Below are 19,609 nucleotides of genomic sequence, written 5' to 3'. Positions count from 1 at the left end.
ATCTTCTTCTATTCCAATCCATGAGGAGGCATTTTTTTCCACTCCACTCTCTGAAAATGAATTTTCTTCTATTCCAATCCATGAGGAGGCATTTTTCCCCACCTTCAGCTCAGTGCTTATTTTATGCTTAGAAAAAATTTTATCTATTGGTTTATTACCGATCGGTTTATTAGCGATCCACGGTTTATTCATCATCAATCACTTCCTAACTGATGAATTGAAACGTTAAAACTATATGTCTATCATTTTTCATAGAATATCCTAACTTCTATCCTCCTACTTTTACCACGAATTGACAAAATTATTCAAATTATGTAACATAATTTTGTCAACATGATATGCAATGTATATACTTTTTATTCATATTTCATTGTTGATGAAAGATTCTACAGAACAACTTTAAGTAATTTTTACTTTTAATTACCAAGATGAGTAGCATTTTTGGTGTTTTTTGTTTTCATTCTGAAAAAATCTCATCTTCATGTTCTGAGAAAAGAAAACGCTTAATCGAGGGACCTTACTCGTTCCCCCGAATTTATCAATTTAACCATTAATAAGGCAGAAAAACTCATTAATGGAAATAGAGTCATTTATCAAAATATGGAGGGGTTATTCATGTCTGTCTATGCACCACAAGAAATTACTGAATTGGCCGCAAGTTCAGGTCAAAAAAAGGCACTTTTGCCGCTACTACCTATGTTAATTTTAGGTTTTTTTGGCGGGGCTTTCATAGCACTAGGTTATTTACTCGATATTCACGTCATTGGAACAATGCCAAAATCTTGGGGATCCTTTACTAGTTTTCTAGGAGCTGCTGTTTTCCCTATTGGCTTAATTCTAGTTATTCTTGCCGGTGGCGAACTAGTGACCGGTAATATGATGACCGTACCAATCGCTTGGTTTTCAAAAAAAATCTCTTTCTTTAAAGTATTAAAAAACTTAACAATTGTTACGATTAGCAATTTTATTGGCGCTGTATTTGTGGCCTATTTTTTCGGCCACATCGTCGGATTAACAGAAGGGCAATTTTTAGCCAAAACTGTATCTATCGCTCAAGCAAAACTACATGACACACCAATACAAGCATTTGTCTCTGCTATTGGATGTAACTGGCTTGTTTGCTTAGCAGTTTGGCTCAGTATGGGTAGCAAAGAATTCACTGGAAAAGTAATTGGCATTTGGTTCCCAGTTATGACCTTTGTTGCAATTGGCTTTCAACACGTTGTTGCCAATATGTTTGTTATTCCAGCCGCCATCTTTGCAGGGCATCTAACTTGGATGGAATACTTACCAAATTTCATTGTTGTCTTCTTTGGAAACTTAGTCGGCGGTATGCTATTTGTAGCGCTCCCTTACTTCTTGGCTTATAACAAACGAGAGCAGTCTAATAGCAAAACAACGGAATTAAAGAAAGAATCTATAACTGCTTAACAAAAAGAATTTAAGAGAAAACCTATAGTACACTTGTTCTCTTCTCTTTTATACGTTATAATAACAACTTAAATAGCATTATTTACATATGAGGTGAAGATATGAATAAAACAGAATTAATTAAAAATGTAGCACAAACAGCTGAAATTTCTCAAAAAGAAGCTACTGTAGTTGTACAATCTGTAGTAGAATCAATCACAAATACTTTAGCAGCTGGTGAAAAAGTACAACTTATCGGATTCGGTACATTTGAAGTTCGTGAAAGAGCTGCTCGTACAGGCCGTAACCCACAAACAGGTGAAGAAATGCAAATCGCAGCTTCAAAAGTACCTGCATTTAAAGCTGGTAAAGAACTAAAAGAAGCAGTAAAATAATGAAAAATAGCCTTCTCGCTTATGAGAAGGCTATTTTTTATGTTTAAAATGTTATATTCTTCGTTTATGCTCTCTAATTAATGAAATTAACTCCATTATAAAAAGACTCGTCAAACTTATAATCCTAATTGGATAATTAATAAAAGCCCTTCCTACCCCTTCATGTGAGCTAAATAACATTGGAACTACCCATGGATAAACAACATTTCCAGGTACATTTACTAAAATTAAATTTAGAAATAACACTGTGCATAAAAGTATCAACACAGATAAAAAACTTTTCCATGAAAAAATAAAAAACAAGCTAGCTCCAATACTAGCTTGTTCTATCACGCTTTTGAGAATCGTTCAAACACTTTCATTAATTCTTCAATTGCTTCGTCTCCATTACCATCTTTAATAGCATTAGAAACACAATGATTTGTATGATTTTTAAGTATCCCCATACCAACCTTCTTCATTGCAGCATTAATAGCTGAAATCTGCACTAAAATATCAACACAATAGCGATCATTTTCAATCATATTCTGGATACCACGTACTTGCCCTTCAATTCTCTTTAACCTATTCATGATTTGTTCTTTTTCTTTATCCGATCTATGGGTAGTAACCTCTGTTTTTTCATTATGATCCATTTTATCACCTTCTTAAAGTTTATCCCCATCCATAGGGAACAATGCCCCCATGAGTATACCAATTATAGCATTAAACTTACATATGGTGATACCCTATATAAGAATCAAATAACAACCTATATCCTCTATTTATTCGTTACTTATATGACAAAACTCAACTACGAAAGCAATTCCCACACAAATTCACTTCTACTAAAAAAACAACGATTAGAATAAATTGCTTACAAAGCGCAGTGCCTTACTTAAAACAGTTGGCACTACTGATGCATGATTCTCTCCCTCAGCTTCATAAAATGCAAATCGAAACTTATTATGTTGCAAGTTCATTAAACGCTCAGATAATGCATTTGCATCTTGAACCATATGATCTCTTTCTAATGCTCCCACTGTCAGAAAGACTCCGACTTCAGAACTCGCTCTACTCAGTTCATTTATAAACGTTGCTTCCTTTTCAAGAACAGACTTATTATTCCACCAAATCGATGGGCTACTGATGAAATAATTTTGAAAGGCGTTTGTATTTGTAAACAATACATGTAAAGCGAATAATCCACCAAGCGAATGTCCAAATATTGTTTGTTTTTCTTTATCAATCTCAAAATTCTTTTCAATTTGCAGCTTCAATTCATCTTGAATAAATGCTAAAAACTCACTTGCTCCTCCTGACTTAGGCCATGGTTTCCCATCAGGTTTCGGCGGTGCATCCACCGAAGGTGAAGAAGGGGTAAAATCGTAGCACCTTTCAGAAGCCGCAAAAACTCCTTCGATTGGATAACCAACACCAACAATAATTGATGGCGCAACCCCTGTTTTTTCTACTCTTACCGATTGAATGTTCATAGCTTCTTGAAACGTTTGAAAAAATGCATTTCCATCTAATACATAAATCACGGGATATCCAGAGTCTGGAGCAGGTTGCTTTGGCTTCGAAATATAAATTTGATACTCACGATTCCCTAGTCTCGAATACATCTTCCATTGCTCTATATTCGAAATAGTAACATCCGTTTTTTCAATACTAGTATTCATGTAATTCTCCCCTCCTTTTATCATTTTAGCTAGTTACATATATTTCAGTATTTTCTTCTTGGAACACACTATCATAACCGAAACATACAGGAGCCCCATTATACGGGTCTATCATGACGCGTGCATCAATATGAAATACATTTTTCAGCACTTCATTCGTAATAATTTCTATTGGGTTTCCTATTGTAACAATTTGCCCCTCCTTCATTGCAATAATTTCATCAGAAAATCTTGCTGCATGATTAATATCATGCAGTACCATAACTACCGTACAATTATGCTCCCTATTTAATCGTTCAACAATTTGCAATACTTCTAATTGATGAGACATATCAAGATATGTAGTCGGTTCATCTAATAATAGAACTTCCGTTTCTTGTGCTAATGCCATCGCTAACCATACTTTTTGTCTTTGTCCACCGGATAAATTTGCAATTTGGCGTTTGCGAAAAGCAGTCGTTTTTGTAATATCCATCGCCCATTCAATAATTTCTTTATCTTTAGATGATAATTTATTTACATTGTTTCGATGTGGATAGCGTCCATAAGAAATCAATTCTTCTACCTTAAGCTCTCCCGGAGCAATTGGGTTTTGCGGAAGTAATGCTAGCTGCTTCGCAATTTGTTTTGTAGGAATTGTATGTAAATCTTGTCCTTGTAAATATACCTTACCACTTTTTTGTTTTAAAATTCGGCCCATTGTTTTTAACAATGTAGATTTCCCGCATCCATTTGGTCCAATAATTGTCGTTACTTTTCCTTCTTGTATTTCTACATTTAAATCACGAAAAACCGTAAATTTTTCATAACTCGTTTCTAAATTCTCAGCGCTTAGAACCTTCACTTTCTATCACTCCTCTTACGCCTTTGCTTTGTATAACAAATATAGGAAATATGGTACACCAACAATCGAAATTACAATCCCAACTGGTAATTCAGCTGGTGCAAAAACAGTTTTTGCAATAAAGTCCGAAGCAATCACGAGTAACATTCCAATTGCACCGCATACAGGAATTACATGATTATGATGAATGCCGACCAGACGTTTCGCAATATGTGGTGCCATTAGACCAATAAATCCAATGCTTCCTGAAATAGAAACACATGCACTCACTAACCCAATACTACTTAATAATAAAATCGATTTTTCTCTTTCTACTGAAACTCCTAAACTTGTTATACTCGTCTCTTCCAATTGAAATAAGTCGAGTAAATACGCTTTTCTTTTGATAATTGGAATTAAGATAATGAGCCATGGCAACATAGCAATAATATACTTCCAGTTTGCATTATATATACTTCCCGAAACCCATACAGCAGCCATTTCAAAGTCAGTTGCTTTCATCTTCAATGATAAATACATAGAAAATGCTCCGAAGCCTGAACCTATCGCAATCCCCGTTAACAAAAGACGCTGTGAATCTAATTTTCCATTTCGCCAAGAAAACATATAAATTAATATAGCGGCACCTAGCCCGCCGACTAGACCAAACAACGGCATCATCATAATAGAAATCCAATCTGTGCTTTTCATTTGTCCTTGGAAGAAAAACATAAAGATCACAATTGCAGTACCCGCTCCCGCATTAATCCCTAAAATACCAGGATCAGCTAAACCATTTCTTGTAACCCCTTGAATAACAGCACCTGCAATCCCAAGACCTAATCCTACTAATCCTGCGATTACGATTCTCGGAAGCCTGAAATCAAATATAACTAAATCATGTTCAGGTACAGGATCAATTCGAAATAGCGTTCGAAATACATCTGTAATCGTAATATCAAACGTACCATTCGTTAAACTAATATAAATTGCACTCAAAATTAAAAGTATGATAATACTCATTGTCATTACATAACGCGACAGTGCATCTCTAAGCATGCTTCTCCCCTCCTCTTGTTCTAATTAAATAAAGGAAGAAAGGAATTCCAATTAACGAGGTAACGACCCCTATTGGCGTTTCAAATGGATAATTTACAAATCTACTTAACACATCACATAAAGCTAGAAAAATACCACCAATTACACCGGCACAAGGTACAATCCATTTATAATCTACCCCGATTAAAAAGCGAGTAATATGAGGAATAATGAGTCCTACAAAACCAATTTTCCCGACTAAAGCAACCGCAGTACCTGTTAAAAACACAACGGATAGAATTGCAGTAGCTTTTACAAGCTTTGTACGCTGTCCTAAATTAATAGAAACCTCTTCTCCTAACGAAAGAATCGTAATAGATTTTGAAATTAGAAGGGATAAAATAATGCCAACTATACCGAAAGGAATTGTTAACTTAAGTACATTCGGATCCACTTGATCTAATCTTGTGTTATACCAAAAACTAATATTTTGCGAAACTTGAAAATAGGAAGCAATAGCTGCAGAAATACTACTTAAAAACGTCCCTATAACAGTTCCTATAATCGCCAATCGAACTGGTGATAATCCATTCCGAATCAGTGAACCAAAACCAAAAACAATTCCTGCCCCTAATGCCGAGCCAAGCATAGAACATAAAATCATACCAACTGAAGACATTCCTGGAAGAAATACCATACACATCGTAATAACAAAAGCTGAGCCATCCGTCACACCCATAATAGAAGGGGATGCAAGATAGTTTCTTGTCATCCCCTGCATAAGTGCTCCTGATATGGCTAGAAATGCTCCGACTAAAAGAGCTGCAACTACCCTTGGTAAACGAGAAGTAATAATAATATTATGATTTACATTTCCTGAATCAAAATGAAACAATGCATTCCAAGCTGTTTCAAAATCGATATTTTTTGCCCCATATAAAATAGATAGCATAACTGTAAATAAAATAAATATGGGCGCTAAGCATAAAATTATCATTGGTACTGCATTTATTTTCCGCATATCATTCAACGCACCTTACTTATTTAGATAAATTTTTCACTACTTCTTTTAAAAATGCTGTTTTACTCCAAGCAGTACCACCTTGCGCGATTGGATCAACAGTATTTACAAATACTTTTTTATCTTTTACGGCATTCATACTTTGCCAAATTGGATTACTTTCTAATTCTTCTAACACTTTTGGTTTATCATTTTCGCTTGCCTCATATTGCAAGAATACATAATCTGGATTGACTTCAGCCAGTTTTTCTAAAGAAATTTTTTCTTGTGCTTTTACAGCTTTAATTTGTTCTGGAACAGTTAATCCTAAATCTTTATAAATTACAGGATTGAAGTATACTCCTTCTGGATAAAGGTATAAGTTATTCGCTCTTAGTCTTATTACAAGCACCTTTTTATCTTTTAATTTATCTCCAATCTTTTCTTTTGCTTTTGCAGCATCAGCTTTATAATCTTTAATAATTTTTTCTGCTTTATCTTTTTTACCAGAAAGTTCCCCCATCAGCTTTAAATTATCTTCCCAATCTGTTGAAACATGTGATATTGGGAACGTTGGAGCTACCTTCGTAAACTTTTCACTGGCCTCTGGTGGGAATTTCGTACTAGATGTAATGACATCTGGTTTTAATTGAAGTAATGTTTCAAAATTCGGTTGCATTTTCTCTCCGATAGATTTTGCACCTTCTAAATCTTTCGCAACGTTCGCTGGTAATTTTCCACCTATAGTAATTGCTCCTACTGGCTTAATACCAAGTACCGCCGCATCCTCCATTGATTCTAAACTAGCAGTTACAATGTTCGTTACTTTCGCGGGTACTGTATATTCTTTTCCTAGATATGTAATCTTTCGTTTCTCATCTTTTTTCGTTTCAGCTGCTTTTGATTCTTGTTTTTGTTCTCCTGAACTTTTATCTGCACTGTTACATGCTGCAAGACCTACGCTTAATACTGTGACCATTCCTAGTGTAAATAATTTCTTATTCATGTCTATAAATACTCCTCTCCAAATTTGTAATCTTTAAATATAGTATTTTAGTGAAATATTCTTTCCATGTATCCCCTTACAATACATCTATTTAAAATTAAAACTCATTTATTTCACTTCCCCTAATAATAAATTATCTTTTCCCCATCTATTGATAATGATTATCGTTATTAAGTATATAGTTATAAATGAATTATTTCAAGAATGATTTGAAAAATTTTAACAAAACAAATAAAAAAACAGTATCTATCCTTCATCCAAGATAGATACTGCTTTTTTATTTTTTCTAAAATTCCATATGTAATTCAACAGGACAATGATCTGACCCCATTACTTCACGATTGATTTTCGCATCCGCTTCCTCTAAGTATTCTATAAAACCACCTTTTGCAATAACTGCTCGTAAACCATTTACATTCCACGAAATAAATTTCACTTTTTGTTCCCCTTCTTGATGTCATAGCATTAATACTCGCCTCATATTTTTATTTTCTGCTTACATGCTAACACAAAATAAAGAGACTATCATTTTTTCACCTTTGTAATCTTGCTCTTACATTCGTAAATGCGTACATGTGTACTTTTTTCAGGGTATACTAATTTTGGAGGTGATCCTATGCAAAATGAAAGATTACAATTAGAAACAAGTGTAAATAATTTGACGGATGAACATTGGCAAGCCATTATACACAACGATTCTTCTTATGATGACAAATTTTTTTACGCTGTAAAGACAACTGGTATTTTTTGCCGACCATCATGTAAATCTAGAACACCTAACAAAAATAATGTGCGAATTTTTCTCAATGCAAAACAAGCATTATCCGAAAGGTTTCGTCCGTGTAAACGTTGTAAGCCAAATGGAAGCAAGTTACCTGATGAAGACTGGGTAACACAAATTACAGCGTATATCGATAAACATTATCGTGAAGCATTAACTCTCGAAATACTTGCAGATATGTGTCATGGCAGTCCTTATCATTTACAGCGTACTTTTAAGCGAATGAAAGGCATCACTCCACTAGAATATATACAACAAATAAGGGTTGCTAAAGCTATGCACTATCTTGCGGATACAAATCTAACAATTATGGAAATTGGTTTTACTATGGGTATACCCAACACTGCACATTTTGCAACATTATTTAAAAAGAAAACGGGATATACCCCTACTGAATATCGAAAAATGAATCCTATAAACGAGGTACAATAACATGGAAGCTAAAACAAATCAAATTATATATTGGACGCTATTTGTTCATGAAAATTGGCATATGTATATTGCCGCAACATCAACAGGATTATGCTTTGTAGGATCTCAACATCAAACTTTTGAAGAATTAGCCACTTGGACGAAAAAACGTTTTCCGAAACATACTTTCGTTCAAGAACCCTTAAAGCTAGAACCGTATGTTCAAGAACTAGTAGAGTATCTAAAAAAACAACGTGAAGTATTTACATGTCCTATTGACATTCACGGAACGCCTTTCCAATTAACTGTTTGGAATACATTACGTGAAATTCCTTATGGAAAAACCTATTCCTACTCAGATATTGCACAGCTTATTCAAAAACCAAAATCAGTACGTGCTGTTGGTACCGCGATTGGAGCCAATCCTCTATTAATTACAATCCCTTGCCATCGTGTGATTGGGAAGAATGGGAAATTATCTGGTTTTAGAGGTGGTTTAGCAATGAAAAAAGAATTGTTAACATTAGAAAAAATATTACTGTAGGTGGTTGAAAATGAAGAATGTTACAATTCCTCTTGAATGGGATGCTCCTTATTTTATAGGTAACAAAACAACGAAAAACTACTGCTTCCCTTGGTGCGAACAAAAACAGTCTCCAAGAAACAATCGAAAATTTAAATCTAGAAAAGAAGCGGAACAAACTGGTTATCAGCCTTGTAAAAATTGTTGTCCTGAGCTTCCATATACAGCGTGGAAAGATGAAAATGACAGCATAACATTAATTGTTCCGAAAGAATTTAGCTTTAAACAAAATTCACACTATCTTTCACGTTCCAAAAATGAATGTATGTTTCACATTGAAAATAATAAAATTTATAGAGTCATTCCGATTGAGGGAGAAAACCCATTAATCGAGACAAGTGTAAATGATGAGGGGAACATCCATGTTCGCTTTTTAGGTGGTGAGACGCCACCTGAGAAATGGGTTCGCGCTACAGTAGCGAGATATGTAAGAGAATGGTTTGATTTAGATACGGATCTAACTCCATTTTACGATTTAGCAAAAGACGATGTACTTCTGTCTACACCAATCAACGATTATTACGGACTCCGTAATATGGGAATCCCTGATTTATTTGAGGCACTATGTTGGGGTATTCTTGGTCAACAAATTAATCTCACATTTGCATATACGTTAAAAAGACGATTTGTTGAATCCTTCGGCGAACATATCGAATGGAATGGACAGAAATATTGGATATTCCCATCACCAGAGTTCATCGCAAATCTAACAGTAAAAGATCTAACAGAATTAAAAATGACTACGAGGAAATGTGAATATCTTATTGGTGTCGCAAAACTCATTACACAAGGCAACCTAAGTAAAGAATCGTTCATAAAAAGCGACCTAAAAGATGCTGAGAAAACATTAACCGACATACGTGGTATTGGACCATGGACAGCAAATTATGTTTTAATGCGTTGTCTAAGATTCCCTTCCGCTTTTCCAATTGATGATGTTGGCCTACAAAATGTGATCAAACTTTTAACAGGGTCAGATCATAAACCAACAAAAAAAGAAATAAGAGAGTATGCTTCAGCATGGAAGAATTGGGAATCCTATGCGACCTTTTATTTATGGCGAGTTCTGTATTAAATTCTTCAGCACAACAATAGATAGGTTCATTTCAATAAGTAAAACCTATCTATTGTTCATACTATAAAGTGAAACCAGGAATTATATTCCCTACTGATATCTACTAACGTGAGAATGCCAAATGCAATTACAAGTAAGTATATCATTGAGCAATTAAAAAGAAATTCAGATAGTCTTTTTTCACTACCTGGATTTTTTTATGCCTGCTCTTCAAATAATCTTGCTATTTCTATAATAACCTGAACAGCTTTTTCCATATTATCTACAGAAACGTATTCAAATTTACCGTGATAGTTTTCCCCACCAGTAAAAATGTTTGGCGTCGGCAAGCCCATATATGATAATTGAGAGCCATCGGTCCCCCCGCGGATTGGTTGAATATTTGGTTCAATATCTAGAGTTTTCATCGCTTCATACGCAATATCAACAATTTCCCTGACCGGTTCAATTTTCTCAAGCATATTGTAATACTGATCATTCATCTCAAGAATGATATTTTCTTCACCATATTTTTCTTTCATCTGTTTCGTAATATTCGTGATTGTATTTTTACGAGTCTCGAAGTTATCACGATCAAAATCTCGAATAATGTAATGAACTTTACTTTGCTCAACATCACCATTTATAGAAATAAGATGATAGAAACCTTCATACCCCTCTGTATATTCAGGTGCCTCTTCTACTGGTAACTTCGCATGAAACTCCATCGCTAACTTACTTGCATTTAGCATTTTATTTTTTGCTGTTCCAGGATGCGTATTATTTCCTTTAAAAGTAAGTTTTGCACTTGCAGCATTGAAGCTCTCATACTCCAATCCTCCAAGCGGACCTCCGTCCATTGTATAAGCAAAAGATGCTCCAAAAGCTTTCACATCAAAGTGAGATGGTCCCCGACCGATTTCTTCATCAGGCGTAAATGCCACTCTAATCTTTCCATGTTTAATTTGTGGGTTATGTAATAAATAATTCATAGCCGTCATAATTTCTGTGAGGCCTGCTTTATCATCCGCACCAAGAAGTGTTGTTCCATCCGTCGTAATCAGGGTATGCCCTTTATATGATGGCAGTTCTGGAAACTGCTCTGGTGTTAAAACAACATTCAATTCCTGATTTAATGTAATTGCCTTCCCATCAAAATCCTCATGAATTTGCGGTTTCACATTCTTTCCTGTAAAATCAGTTGCTGTATCTAAATGAGCTAAAAAACCAATTACAGGAACATCCTTTTCCGTATTGGCAGGAAGCGTTGCCATGACATATCCATTTTCATCCATCGTTACTTCTGTCAAACCAATTTGCTTTAATTCTTCAACTAGTAATTTTCCAAACTCAATTTGCCCCGGTGTTGATGGTACTGTATGACTTTCTTCATTCGATTGTGTATCTACCTTCACATATCTTGTAAATCTTTCTATAAGCTCTTGTTTCAAATTATTTCACTCCTTTTTCATGAACCTCTCTTTATTATAATCCTCATGGTGAAATTTTTTAAAGTTTTTGACTGTAACCATGTCGTTTTTTCATTACATTTAGTATTTCGCCCCCATTAAAAAGCGTATGTTCTCCCTTGTTTGAAGATATAAAAATATATACTTTCCTCTTAAATTAGTAACAGATCTTATATAGATTTTTTTACTGTAAGTACAAAAATACATTAGTATTCCCTATTTATAAAATCAAAAATATTCATTTTACTAATGAATGATATTTACATAATATACAAACTAACAAATAGCTTGAAATAAGTATATTATCAATAGTACTCGTCTGTTCACTGGTAACAACCCCTATATTAAGAGTAGTTTCACCTTTTGATTACTACACACACATAAAAACTAAAATTATTCATTTTCATTAAAAAGAAAAAATATTTGTATAATTAAATTTCTACATGTAATATACGTAATTATATATAATATTAGGGGGATTAAAGATGGGACTCACACTCTTTCGGTATTTTCTTTTTTTCTTAGGGTTAACTTTCTTTGGACTCGGAAACGCCATTGCGGTAAAAGTTAAATTCCTTGGTCTGCATCCATGGGAAGTTCTGAATATGGCACTCTTTCAGCGATTCGGATGGACAATCGGCACATGGAGTGTTATATGCGGTTTATTTCTCGTTCTGGTTTCTTTAGTAGTAGATCCAAAATACATAAACGTAGGGACATTCTTAAATGCACTGCTAATCGGTCCTATTATGGATTTTTTCTTGAGATTGAATATCCTTCCTCATGCTACTCAGTATTTATGGATAAATCTTCTTATTTTACTTGCTGGAATCATAATTACAGGCATTGGAGGTGGCATGTATGTCGCTGCCGGAATTGGTGCAGGACCGCGGGATGGATTTATGCTTGCCATTTCGGATAAAACTGGATTATCTGTAAGTCGTGCTAGAATCATTGTGGAGAGTATTGTGCTTGTAATTGGATACATTCTAGGAGGTCCCGTTTTCATCGTAACATTCTTATACACTTTTATCCAAAGTCCAATATTCCAGCAATCATTTAAAGTATTTCAAATCTTTTTAAATACTTTAGAGAGGAAAAAGAAAGACCACATTAGTGCGAATTTATAAATATATAAAACTTAACAAAAATATAAGAGTCTATTTTGAAGACAGTATCATCAAAATAGACTCTTTTTATATTTGAATTTTTAACGGGAAACTAGAACAAATGACCTCTTTTTTATAAATATACTACTTTTATTTCTCTATATGCATGAGTACAATTCTCCACCCGTCAGGATCTTCTATTGTAATACCTTTTTCTTTCCAGTATGGATTTTCTGGTTCAACTTCATCATAACCCATCGCATGTAACCTGTTAGTTACTTTTTCAATCTCAGCTTTATGAGTCATATAAAACACAAGTAAGTTATCTTTTGTTGGAGCTGGACATGGACTGCCGTTGATATGCCTTGTAAACTCTAAATGATATTCTACATCAGGTAATCCAAACATAACTCCATCATAACCTTCATGATTATGAAATTCCCCTATCCGTTTTAAGCATAATCCTTCTTCATAAAATGCGATAACTTCTTCAAATTTAGCTGTCGGGCGTGCAATTCTAATTTGAACCCAATTCTTCATGCTTTTCTCTCCTTATATTTTTTATGCTCCTATCTGTTAATATAATCGAGTTCCACGTTTATTGAATCCCTCATTCGTATGAAGATGAAATAGTACAAAAGACTTATCGTGCTTATAGTAAAAAATATTACACTGTTTATGTCCCCCAAAAACAGTCCACATTTATTCAGAATATGTGTAATAAAATGATGGTAACCGTTCTATTAAACTATTTGTTGAAATTCATGTTAACAGGAGGAAATAAAATGTATGAAAACAATCGAAAAAGAAAATGGAACGGGTCTTCCAAAGCGATCCCGCTTTCTCTTTTAGATGTAAAAAATGAACTAAAGAAAAAAAGCAAAAGTAGTACCGCTTCCTTTAAAAAGGCTGCATTAACAATAGAAGAGAAAATGCTTATTTATAACATTACAGAACAAACAAAACAACTGAACAAAAATAACGTGACGAGAACACGTGCTTATTATCAGTTTTACCTTCAGCATCCTGAAATACACTGGGCTCTACTCGGACATATGGTATCACGTAATGGCGGTTGGAATATGACAGATTTAAAAGGGGATTTATATACAAGATTGTTATCAGAAAAAGACCAACTTACCTACTACTCTTTTTTAGAACGGGGAAACTGGTTAATCTTCCAAGATGTGTATCCACAATTTTTACTATATGAACAAAGCCTTAAAAGATCTAAAACTCTCTTTTACCTCCTACCCCATCTCAATGTCTCAACGTTTATGGAAACGATGTGGAACCATTTTTGGAAAACGGGCAATCACTATACATTAGCTATAGCAACGATTATTAATGAACAAAGCTATTTAGAAAAAAGAGTCATTCAAAATGATCACTTTAAAAAGACCGTACTAGATAGTATTGGATTTAAGCTCTTTGACTTCTTCCGTTTTAATCATATCCTTTTTCCATACTATGAAGATGAGACCAAACAAAAAACATTGTTATTTGGTGATACAATGAAACACTTTACCTCCTTACATGAACGAATTCTACTAGGCAAACGATTATACTCTTTATTGTTTCGCAACGAACATACGTTATCCAAAGTAATAAATTGGGCTCACGATCATTCGCATACTGCTTCACGGAAAGACTACTGGCCTCATTTGTTTTCTGATGTAAATGAGTCATTTTCTCGTGAATTTTATAAACGTAGAATAAAAAAATGTCACCTCAGAAAAGATGCAAATCGTTTATACAGCCCTCAATTAATATACGCATGGAAAGATTTGAAACATGAAGAGGCAGAAAAAGGAGACTGGTTTGAAGACTGGCGTATCGTAGACTATTTCATTGATAAAGGAGAAAATACAAATGGGAAGATTGAGGATGACTATTGTAAAACGATGGAAAAAATTGAACTTGCAATTCTTACGAAAAAAAATATCCTTCTCAGAGAAGAAGAAACAGAAGAGTAATCACCTAGCATTTATAGTCGCCATCATTTTCTCCTGTTTCATTGGAACATATTTAGACTATCTATTTGTTAGTAAACAAATATATGCTTTTCCAGTCAGACCATTTCCAAATATGTTTTCGGTCAATATCGCTTTTACATTATTTATATTGCCAACCTTTACTGCTTTCTTTTTACATATTGCCAAAGCTTTATCTACATTCTCAAGAATTCTATTTATTATGCTAATCGGCATTTGTGCAAGTATATCCGAACAATTTGCTGAAAGCTTAGGATTGTTTACTCACAATGAAAACTGGCATCATTATTATTCTTTCTTTGGATATATGATTTTCATGTTTTTTATGTGGAAGATTTATCGGTGGCTACAATACTAAGTAGTAGTTGTAGATTAATAAAAACAAAGTTACTATATAAAGAAAAAGCAAATTAGAAACCAACTTCTAATTTGCTTTAAAGGTTCCTCATTAAGTCCCATATATTCCTAGATTCTATGTCTGATAACTTAATAATTTTTTCAATAATACATTGCTCATTACTCTGTAGGCTCATAGATGCAACGGAGCGCAACATTTTATGATCACCAATACAAACTCCCTCTTTCGCATGCAAAAACATTGGTACATCATTTGCATCGTTACCGAAAGCGATGAATGATCCTTCTTCTACTCCTAACTTTTGTAATCCTTTCCATTTATCAATCCCTAATGGACTTATATCAATTATGTCCTCTTGATGATGTGCATACATTTGCACAGGTAGTTCATTTAACACTTCCACTAATTTTTCTTCATTCCCATCAGGGAACAACACAACTTTCACCATTTCATCGATGCAATCAATCGATACATTAGTAGCTAATTTATCAGGATCTATGTTGCGATAAATTGGATGATTTTCACTTCCAGTATAAGCATAATCCCATTGACTATCAATCAAATAAGCAAGGTGATGCTCCTCTATTAATGACCGAATAGACTTCATTGTTGATTTATCAAATGGTGTAACCTCAATGACTTTTCCTTCTTTTACAACAAATGCCCCATTTCCACCAATCATTGAATAGTGATGCATATGCCTTGGTATTACAGGTAATAAATCTCTTATTGGTCTAGCAGATGCAAATATGATTTCATGTCCTCTAGCATGACAAGTATCTAATGCTTGAATTATACCTTCCGTTAATGGGTTTCCTTTAAAACAAATTGTACCATCAATATCAAAAATAAATTTCATATACATCACTCCTTTCTTTTTAATGTAAAAAAATTCTTTTATAATGAACAGGACAGATGTCCGAAAAAGGAGGAAAATCATGAAAAAAATTGAAGACGACTTGCTACTATCAACTTACTTAGCAAATGAACATATACAGAAACTTTTTACACATCTTCATCACCCATTTCAAATTCGACGATATGATGTAAAAGAGATTGTGTTACACGAAGGAGAAGCTATTGACGGTCTATACATTCAAATATCTGGACGTACAAAAATTACGACGAGTGTAATTACAGGAAAAGCATTATTACTTCGATTTTGTTCTGCCGTTTCCATTATGGGTGATATTGAACTCATTCAAAATGTAAATATACAATCGCATGTAAGCGCTGAAGAAAAAACCGATTTTATTTTTATCAATAAACACTATGTTAATAATGTACTTTTACATGACATTGCTTTTTCACAAGAACTTTTACACCATGTGACTTACAAACTACAAACATGTACGACTGCCTCACGTATTAATTTGTTAGCTTCAGTGGAAACACGATTTGCAAGTTACTTATGCACAATACGAAATACCTCTAAACTATTCGGGAGAGAAATCCGTACAACAGATCATCACGAGATCGCTTCACTTATCGGTACTACAACTCGACATCTAAATCGCATTATCGAAAAATTAAGTATAACGAATGTCATTCGCAAAGAAAACAAACAAATTATCGTAAAAGATTGGGAATCTATTGAACGTATTTCTAATGGTTTAAGATACGAATAATATCGTTATACTAAATATTGTTGCATTCCAAAAAGGAGCAACTCATTCCAATTGCTCCTTCTCTTTATGATTTGTCTTTGTAATGGGTTTTAGACTGTCCCTTTAAAAATCTGTTAAACTACCTCTCCCATTACTAACATAGAATGGTTTTGAAGGCTTTTGGAACGCAGACTATACGCGACTACTTTCCTCTTGTACTGTTTGACTACATCAACATGATCGTTGTAACTATAAACCCAAAACCTAACATCGTTTTTTCCTCTCTTCGTATCAATGATCAATGGAGTCTCACTGCCCTCTGGTGGAAAATAATATTTCTCTAAAAATATTGCTTCGTTAAAGTAATCAATAATTTGAAGTTTATCTTCATCTGCTAATCGGTTTCCGTCAATTGTTACGGTAACAGCCTCACCATTAAGTTGTGGATGCAATTCAAATCTACTGACAAAAGACTCCACAACAGAGGTTGGAAGACTTGACACTACTATTTTAAGACCACCGAAAAGAACTAACATAACTATAAACCAGGTCGTCATATTTTATCATCTCCACTACATTCTAAATTCTTATTATTACATGATTCCTATTATCGTCGAATACTATTTAGAGTCTCTACAAATCTTTTAATCCCTACATGAATAAGATCTGTGTTCGCTCTTCCAAAAGTAAAACGTACATATTCTTTTTTCGAACCTAATACACTCCCTGGAACAAAAGCTACACCATTTTGTATCGCTCTTCCTAATAAATGATATTCATCAATTGAACCCTGCACTTGACACCACAAATGGATACCGCCTTCTGGAACATGAAATTCAACCTGATTCCCTAAAAGTTCCCCAAGACTTGTGATTAATTGATCCCTTCTCTGTTTCAGCTGTTTACGAAGCATAGAAATATGCGCATGAAAATTTTCTGATTCTAAGAATTGATTCGCTATCCATTGAGGAAAGACACTATGTCCAAAATCTACTTGCTGCTTTGCATCTGCTAAACGCTCAATGACCTGAGGTGGACCAATCACCCACCCAATACGCAATCCAGATGCTACGATTTTCGATAATGAACTAATATATAGAACATTTCCATTCGTATCCATAGACTTTAAGGTTGGATTTACTTCTCCATTGAAAGAAGTTAAGCTATAAGGATCATCTTCCACAATTGGTATACCAAATTCAGATGACAATCCCAAAATCTTTTTGCGACGAGACAATGAAAGGACCGTTCCGGTTGGATTTTGATAATCCGGATTTAGAAATACCATGCGAATTCGGTGCTTTCTGTGTAAATCTATCAAATCATCCGGATTCATGCCATGTTGATCCACAGGTAAATGGTATATTTTTAACCCGGCAGATTTAAACATCGGAAGCGAAAAACAATACGATGGATTCTCAATAGCAATGGCATCTCCTGGCTTAAGCAAGCACTGCACAATAAGATTAAGTGCCTGCTGCGCCCCTGATGTAATTAAAATAGAGCGTGGATCAACATCGATATTTTTATATTTATCTACATGTGAAGAAATCGTTTCCCTTAACTTTTCATTTCCTTGTGGATGATCATATCCTAGATTCTCCATAAATATTTGTTCTGAGAGAATCCTGCGAAACTGGTCAGCAGGAAACAAATCCCGTGACAACTCACCACTTGCTAAATTAATCAAATCATCCTTCTGAGTTTCTGTTCGAATTTTTTGAACTAGCGGTAGATTCGGGAGGAATGAACCATCTTCTACATATCTCCCCCAATTTGGCGTACGTTTACGCGATATCCCCCATATATCTGTGTTTACACGCGTTCCACTTCCTTTTATTCTCTCTACTACCCCAAGTGATTTCAGTTCCTCATATGCCGCTACTACCGTACTGCGGTTCACTTGCAACTCTTTTGCTAAAGTACGTTCCGAAGGTAACATACTATCTGAAGAAAATTCTCCTGAAGAAATCCCCTGTTCTATATAGTCAGCAATTTGTTTGTAGACTGGCGTTTTATCTGCACGATTGGGTCTCCATTCCATCTAATTCCCTCCCCCTTATCAGCAGACTTTTTATTGATTAAAATAAAATTAAGGTGTTAACCTCTGTTTGTTATATACTAAGTATTTCGCTGTTTGAATTTAGCATAGTTTGCCCTATTCATTCCCAACTATGAAGATATTCACTCATTCTACAATGTGAATAGTAGTAACTAAATAGATATACGAATTGAATTCCCACTCCTATTGTACATTCACATATTTGAGGAATGGAGCTTCTTTACATTAAAAGGTGATGTCTCTATATCCTTATAAAAAAGAATAGTGTTAAAAAATAAACATTCCATTTCATTTAGGCCACCTACTTATCTAAAGTACAAAGACTACAAGACAGCAACCGCATACCACGTAACTCCTATAAGAAGACTTAATAAAAGGACGATATAAATAACAGACAAGTTCGTCACATTCTGCTTCGTAGACTGACCGTAATTTTCCTCCGTGTTTCTTGCAACTAACATCGTTCCCAAAAGTGATACAATTACAATAATAATAACTAATGAAATTGCAAATTCCATTGGCTTTCTCCTCTCTAAAACCAGTCTATTTGAACAGAAAATCTAGTCGTTCGACTTAAAAACTTTATACTTTTTGGATGAGAGCATAATCAAGATACTTAAAGCATACTACCCTTCTCTTTTATAATAAGGGATATTTATTTCAAAAGGACCATCCACTTTCACAACTTTTTACTCATCCACTTTATGAGTGAAAAATAGTGTTTCTAAGTTATTGCTACCACTAAAAAAATAAAAGAACAATACAAAAAAGCAAACAACCTACTGAGTCTTTCTCATCGGTTGTTTGCTTTTTATTAGCACTATGAAACATTCGGTTGTCTTGAT

Annotated in this window: 21 protein-coding genes and 2 pseudogenes; 9 read left to right on the top strand and 14 right to left on the bottom strand. The window is 34.3% G+C overall.

The window, feature by feature from the left end:
- Positions 1 to 195, bottom strand: a pseudogene (locus C564_RS36720) (BC_2427 family protein); the annotation flags it as partial.
- A 420-nt stretch (positions 196 to 615) separates the two neighbouring features.
- Here C564_RS36720 and C564_RS0109955 point away from each other — a divergent pair.
- A complete protein-coding gene (locus C564_RS0109955) occupies positions 616 to 1,431 on the top strand; it encodes a formate/nitrite transporter family protein (RefSeq protein ID WP_018765220.1) in 816 nt (271 codons plus the stop codon).
- Positions 1,432 to 1,532: 101 nt separating this feature from the next.
- On the top strand, positions 1,533 to 1,805 hold the full coding sequence (locus C564_RS0109950) for an HU family DNA-binding protein (protein ID WP_003199316.1): 273 nt from the start codon (positions 1,533 to 1,535) through the stop codon (positions 1,803 to 1,805).
- Positions 1,806 to 2,134: 329 nt separating this feature from the next.
- Here C564_RS0109950 and C564_RS0109945 read toward each other — a convergent pair whose 3' ends face one another.
- The 7 genes and pseudogenes from C564_RS0109945 to C564_RS37350 form a co-directional block, all read right to left on the bottom strand.
- Complete coding sequence (locus tag C564_RS0109945; protein WP_003199315.1) at positions 2,135 to 2,440, bottom strand: metal-sensing transcriptional repressor; 306 nt, start codon at positions 2,438 to 2,440, stop codon at positions 2,135 to 2,137.
- Positions 2,441 to 2,647: 207 nt separating this feature from the next.
- A complete protein-coding gene (locus C564_RS0109940; RefSeq protein ID WP_018765219.1) occupies positions 2,648 to 3,469 on the bottom strand; it encodes an alpha/beta hydrolase in 822 nt (273 codons plus the stop codon).
- A gap of 25 nt (positions 3,470 to 3,494) precedes the next feature.
- Positions 3,495 to 4,313 carry an ABC transporter ATP-binding protein gene (locus C564_RS0109935; RefSeq protein WP_003199311.1) on the bottom strand — a complete coding sequence of 273 codons (819 nt, stop codon included), beginning with the start codon at positions 4,311 to 4,313 and terminating at the stop codon, positions 3,495 to 3,497.
- 15 nt (positions 4,314 to 4,328) lie between these two features.
- Positions 4,329 to 5,321: a FecCD family ABC transporter permease gene (locus C564_RS0109930; RefSeq protein WP_371388593.1), complete on the bottom strand. Its 993-nt coding sequence runs from the start codon at positions 5,319 to 5,321 to the stop codon at positions 4,329 to 4,331.
- Positions 5,322 to 5,343: 22 nt separating this feature from the next.
- Entirely contained in the window at positions 5,344 to 6,351 is a 1,008-nt protein-coding gene (locus tag C564_RS0109925) for a FecCD family ABC transporter permease (protein WP_018765217.1), read from the bottom strand.
- Positions 6,352 to 6,370: 19 nt separating this feature from the next.
- Positions 6,371 to 7,336: an iron-hydroxamate ABC transporter substrate-binding protein gene (locus C564_RS0109920; RefSeq protein ID WP_018765216.1), complete on the bottom strand. Its 966-nt coding sequence runs from the start codon at positions 7,334 to 7,336 to the stop codon at positions 6,371 to 6,373.
- 343 nt (positions 7,337 to 7,679) lie between these two features.
- Positions 7,680 to 7,772, bottom strand: a pseudogene (locus C564_RS37350) (exonuclease III); the annotation flags it as partial.
- Between the two features lie 180 nt (positions 7,773 to 7,952).
- On the opposite strand from C564_RS37350, the gene C564_RS0109910 reads away from it, so the two are divergent.
- The 3 genes from C564_RS0109910 to C564_RS0109900 are packed head-to-tail and all read left to right on the top strand — an operon-like array spanning position 7,953 to position 10,186.
- Positions 7,953 to 8,549, top strand: coding sequence for a bifunctional transcriptional activator/DNA repair enzyme AdaA (locus C564_RS0109910; RefSeq protein WP_018765215.1), 597 nt, complete (start codon positions 7,953 to 7,955; stop codon positions 8,547 to 8,549).
- A gap of 1 nt (position 8,550) precedes the next feature.
- Positions 8,551 to 9,072: a methylated-DNA--[protein]-cysteine S-methyltransferase gene (locus C564_RS0109905; protein ID WP_018765214.1), complete on the top strand. Its 522-nt coding sequence runs from the start codon at positions 8,551 to 8,553 to the stop codon at positions 9,070 to 9,072.
- Positions 9,073 to 9,082: 10 nt separating this feature from the next.
- The gene (locus C564_RS0109900) at positions 9,083 to 10,186 is read left to right on the top strand and encodes a DNA-3-methyladenine glycosylase 2 (RefSeq protein WP_018765213.1); all 1,104 of its coding nucleotides are present in this window, start codon (positions 9,083 to 9,085) and stop codon (positions 10,184 to 10,186) included.
- Positions 10,187 to 10,383: 197 nt separating this feature from the next.
- Here the strand turns inward: C564_RS0109900 and pepT are convergent, their stop codons facing one another.
- On the bottom strand, positions 10,384 to 11,616 hold the full coding sequence (pepT, locus tag C564_RS0109895; protein ID WP_018765212.1) for a peptidase T: 1,233 nt from the start codon (positions 11,614 to 11,616) through the stop codon (positions 10,384 to 10,386).
- A 503-nt stretch (positions 11,617 to 12,119) separates the two neighbouring features.
- Here pepT and C564_RS0109890 point away from each other — a divergent pair.
- A complete protein-coding gene (locus C564_RS0109890) occupies positions 12,120 to 12,764 on the top strand; it encodes a YczE/YyaS/YitT family protein (protein WP_018765211.1) in 645 nt (214 codons plus the stop codon).
- A gap of 129 nt (positions 12,765 to 12,893) precedes the next feature.
- On the opposite strand, the gene C564_RS0109885 is transcribed toward C564_RS0109890, so the two are convergent.
- Complete coding sequence (locus C564_RS0109885; RefSeq protein WP_003199373.1) at positions 12,894 to 13,283, bottom strand: VOC family protein; 390 nt, start codon at positions 13,281 to 13,283, stop codon at positions 12,894 to 12,896.
- 224 nt (positions 13,284 to 13,507) lie between these two features.
- On the opposite strand from C564_RS0109885, the gene C564_RS0109880 reads away from it, so the two are divergent.
- Complete coding sequence (locus C564_RS0109880) at positions 13,508 to 14,719, top strand: DUF2515 domain-containing protein (RefSeq protein WP_179877660.1); 1,212 nt, start codon at positions 13,508 to 13,510, stop codon at positions 14,717 to 14,719.
- Complete coding sequence (locus tag C564_RS34595; protein ID WP_231382312.1) at positions 14,631 to 15,095, top strand: CBO0543 family protein; 465 nt, start codon at positions 14,631 to 14,633, stop codon at positions 15,093 to 15,095. Before C564_RS0109880 ends, C564_RS34595 begins: the two co-directional genes overlap by 89 nt.
- Positions 15,096 to 15,171: 76 nt before the next feature.
- On the opposite strand, the gene C564_RS0109870 is transcribed toward C564_RS34595, so the two are convergent.
- Positions 15,172 to 15,960, bottom strand: a complete 789-nt coding sequence (locus C564_RS0109870) for an HAD-IIB family hydrolase (protein ID WP_003199369.1) — start codon at positions 15,958 to 15,960, stop codon at positions 15,172 to 15,174.
- A gap of 73 nt (positions 15,961 to 16,033) precedes the next feature.
- Here C564_RS0109870 and C564_RS0109865 point away from each other — a divergent pair, with 73 nt between their 5' ends.
- On the top strand, positions 16,034 to 16,723 hold the full coding sequence (locus C564_RS0109865; protein WP_018765207.1) for a Crp/Fnr family transcriptional regulator: 690 nt from the start codon (positions 16,034 to 16,036) through the stop codon (positions 16,721 to 16,723).
- 113 nt (positions 16,724 to 16,836) lie between these two features.
- Here C564_RS0109865 and C564_RS0109860 read toward each other — a convergent pair whose 3' ends face one another.
- The 3 genes from C564_RS0109860 to C564_RS0109850 form a co-directional block, all read right to left on the bottom strand.
- Positions 16,837 to 17,259: a YfmQ family protein gene (locus C564_RS0109860; protein WP_018765206.1), complete on the bottom strand. Its 423-nt coding sequence runs from the start codon at positions 17,257 to 17,259 to the stop codon at positions 16,837 to 16,839.
- A 50-nt stretch (positions 17,260 to 17,309) separates the two neighbouring features.
- Positions 17,310 to 18,746, bottom strand: coding sequence for a MocR-like pyridoxine biosynthesis transcription factor PdxR (gene pdxR / locus C564_RS0109855; RefSeq protein WP_018765205.1), 1,437 nt, complete (start codon positions 18,744 to 18,746; stop codon positions 17,310 to 17,312).
- 341 nt (positions 18,747 to 19,087) lie between these two features.
- On the bottom strand, positions 19,088 to 19,282 hold the full coding sequence (locus C564_RS0109850; RefSeq protein ID WP_018765204.1) for a hypothetical protein: 195 nt from the start codon (positions 19,280 to 19,282) through the stop codon (positions 19,088 to 19,090).
- Between the last annotated feature and the right edge of the window lie 327 nt (positions 19,283 to 19,609).

Source organism: Bacillus sp. 105MF, assembly GCF_000374885.1.
GTDB classification, from domain to species: domain Bacteria; phylum Bacillota; class Bacilli; order Bacillales; family Bacillaceae_G; genus Bacillus_A; species Bacillus_A pseudomycoides.
This window is presented reverse-complemented; position numbering and strand designations above follow the sequence as displayed.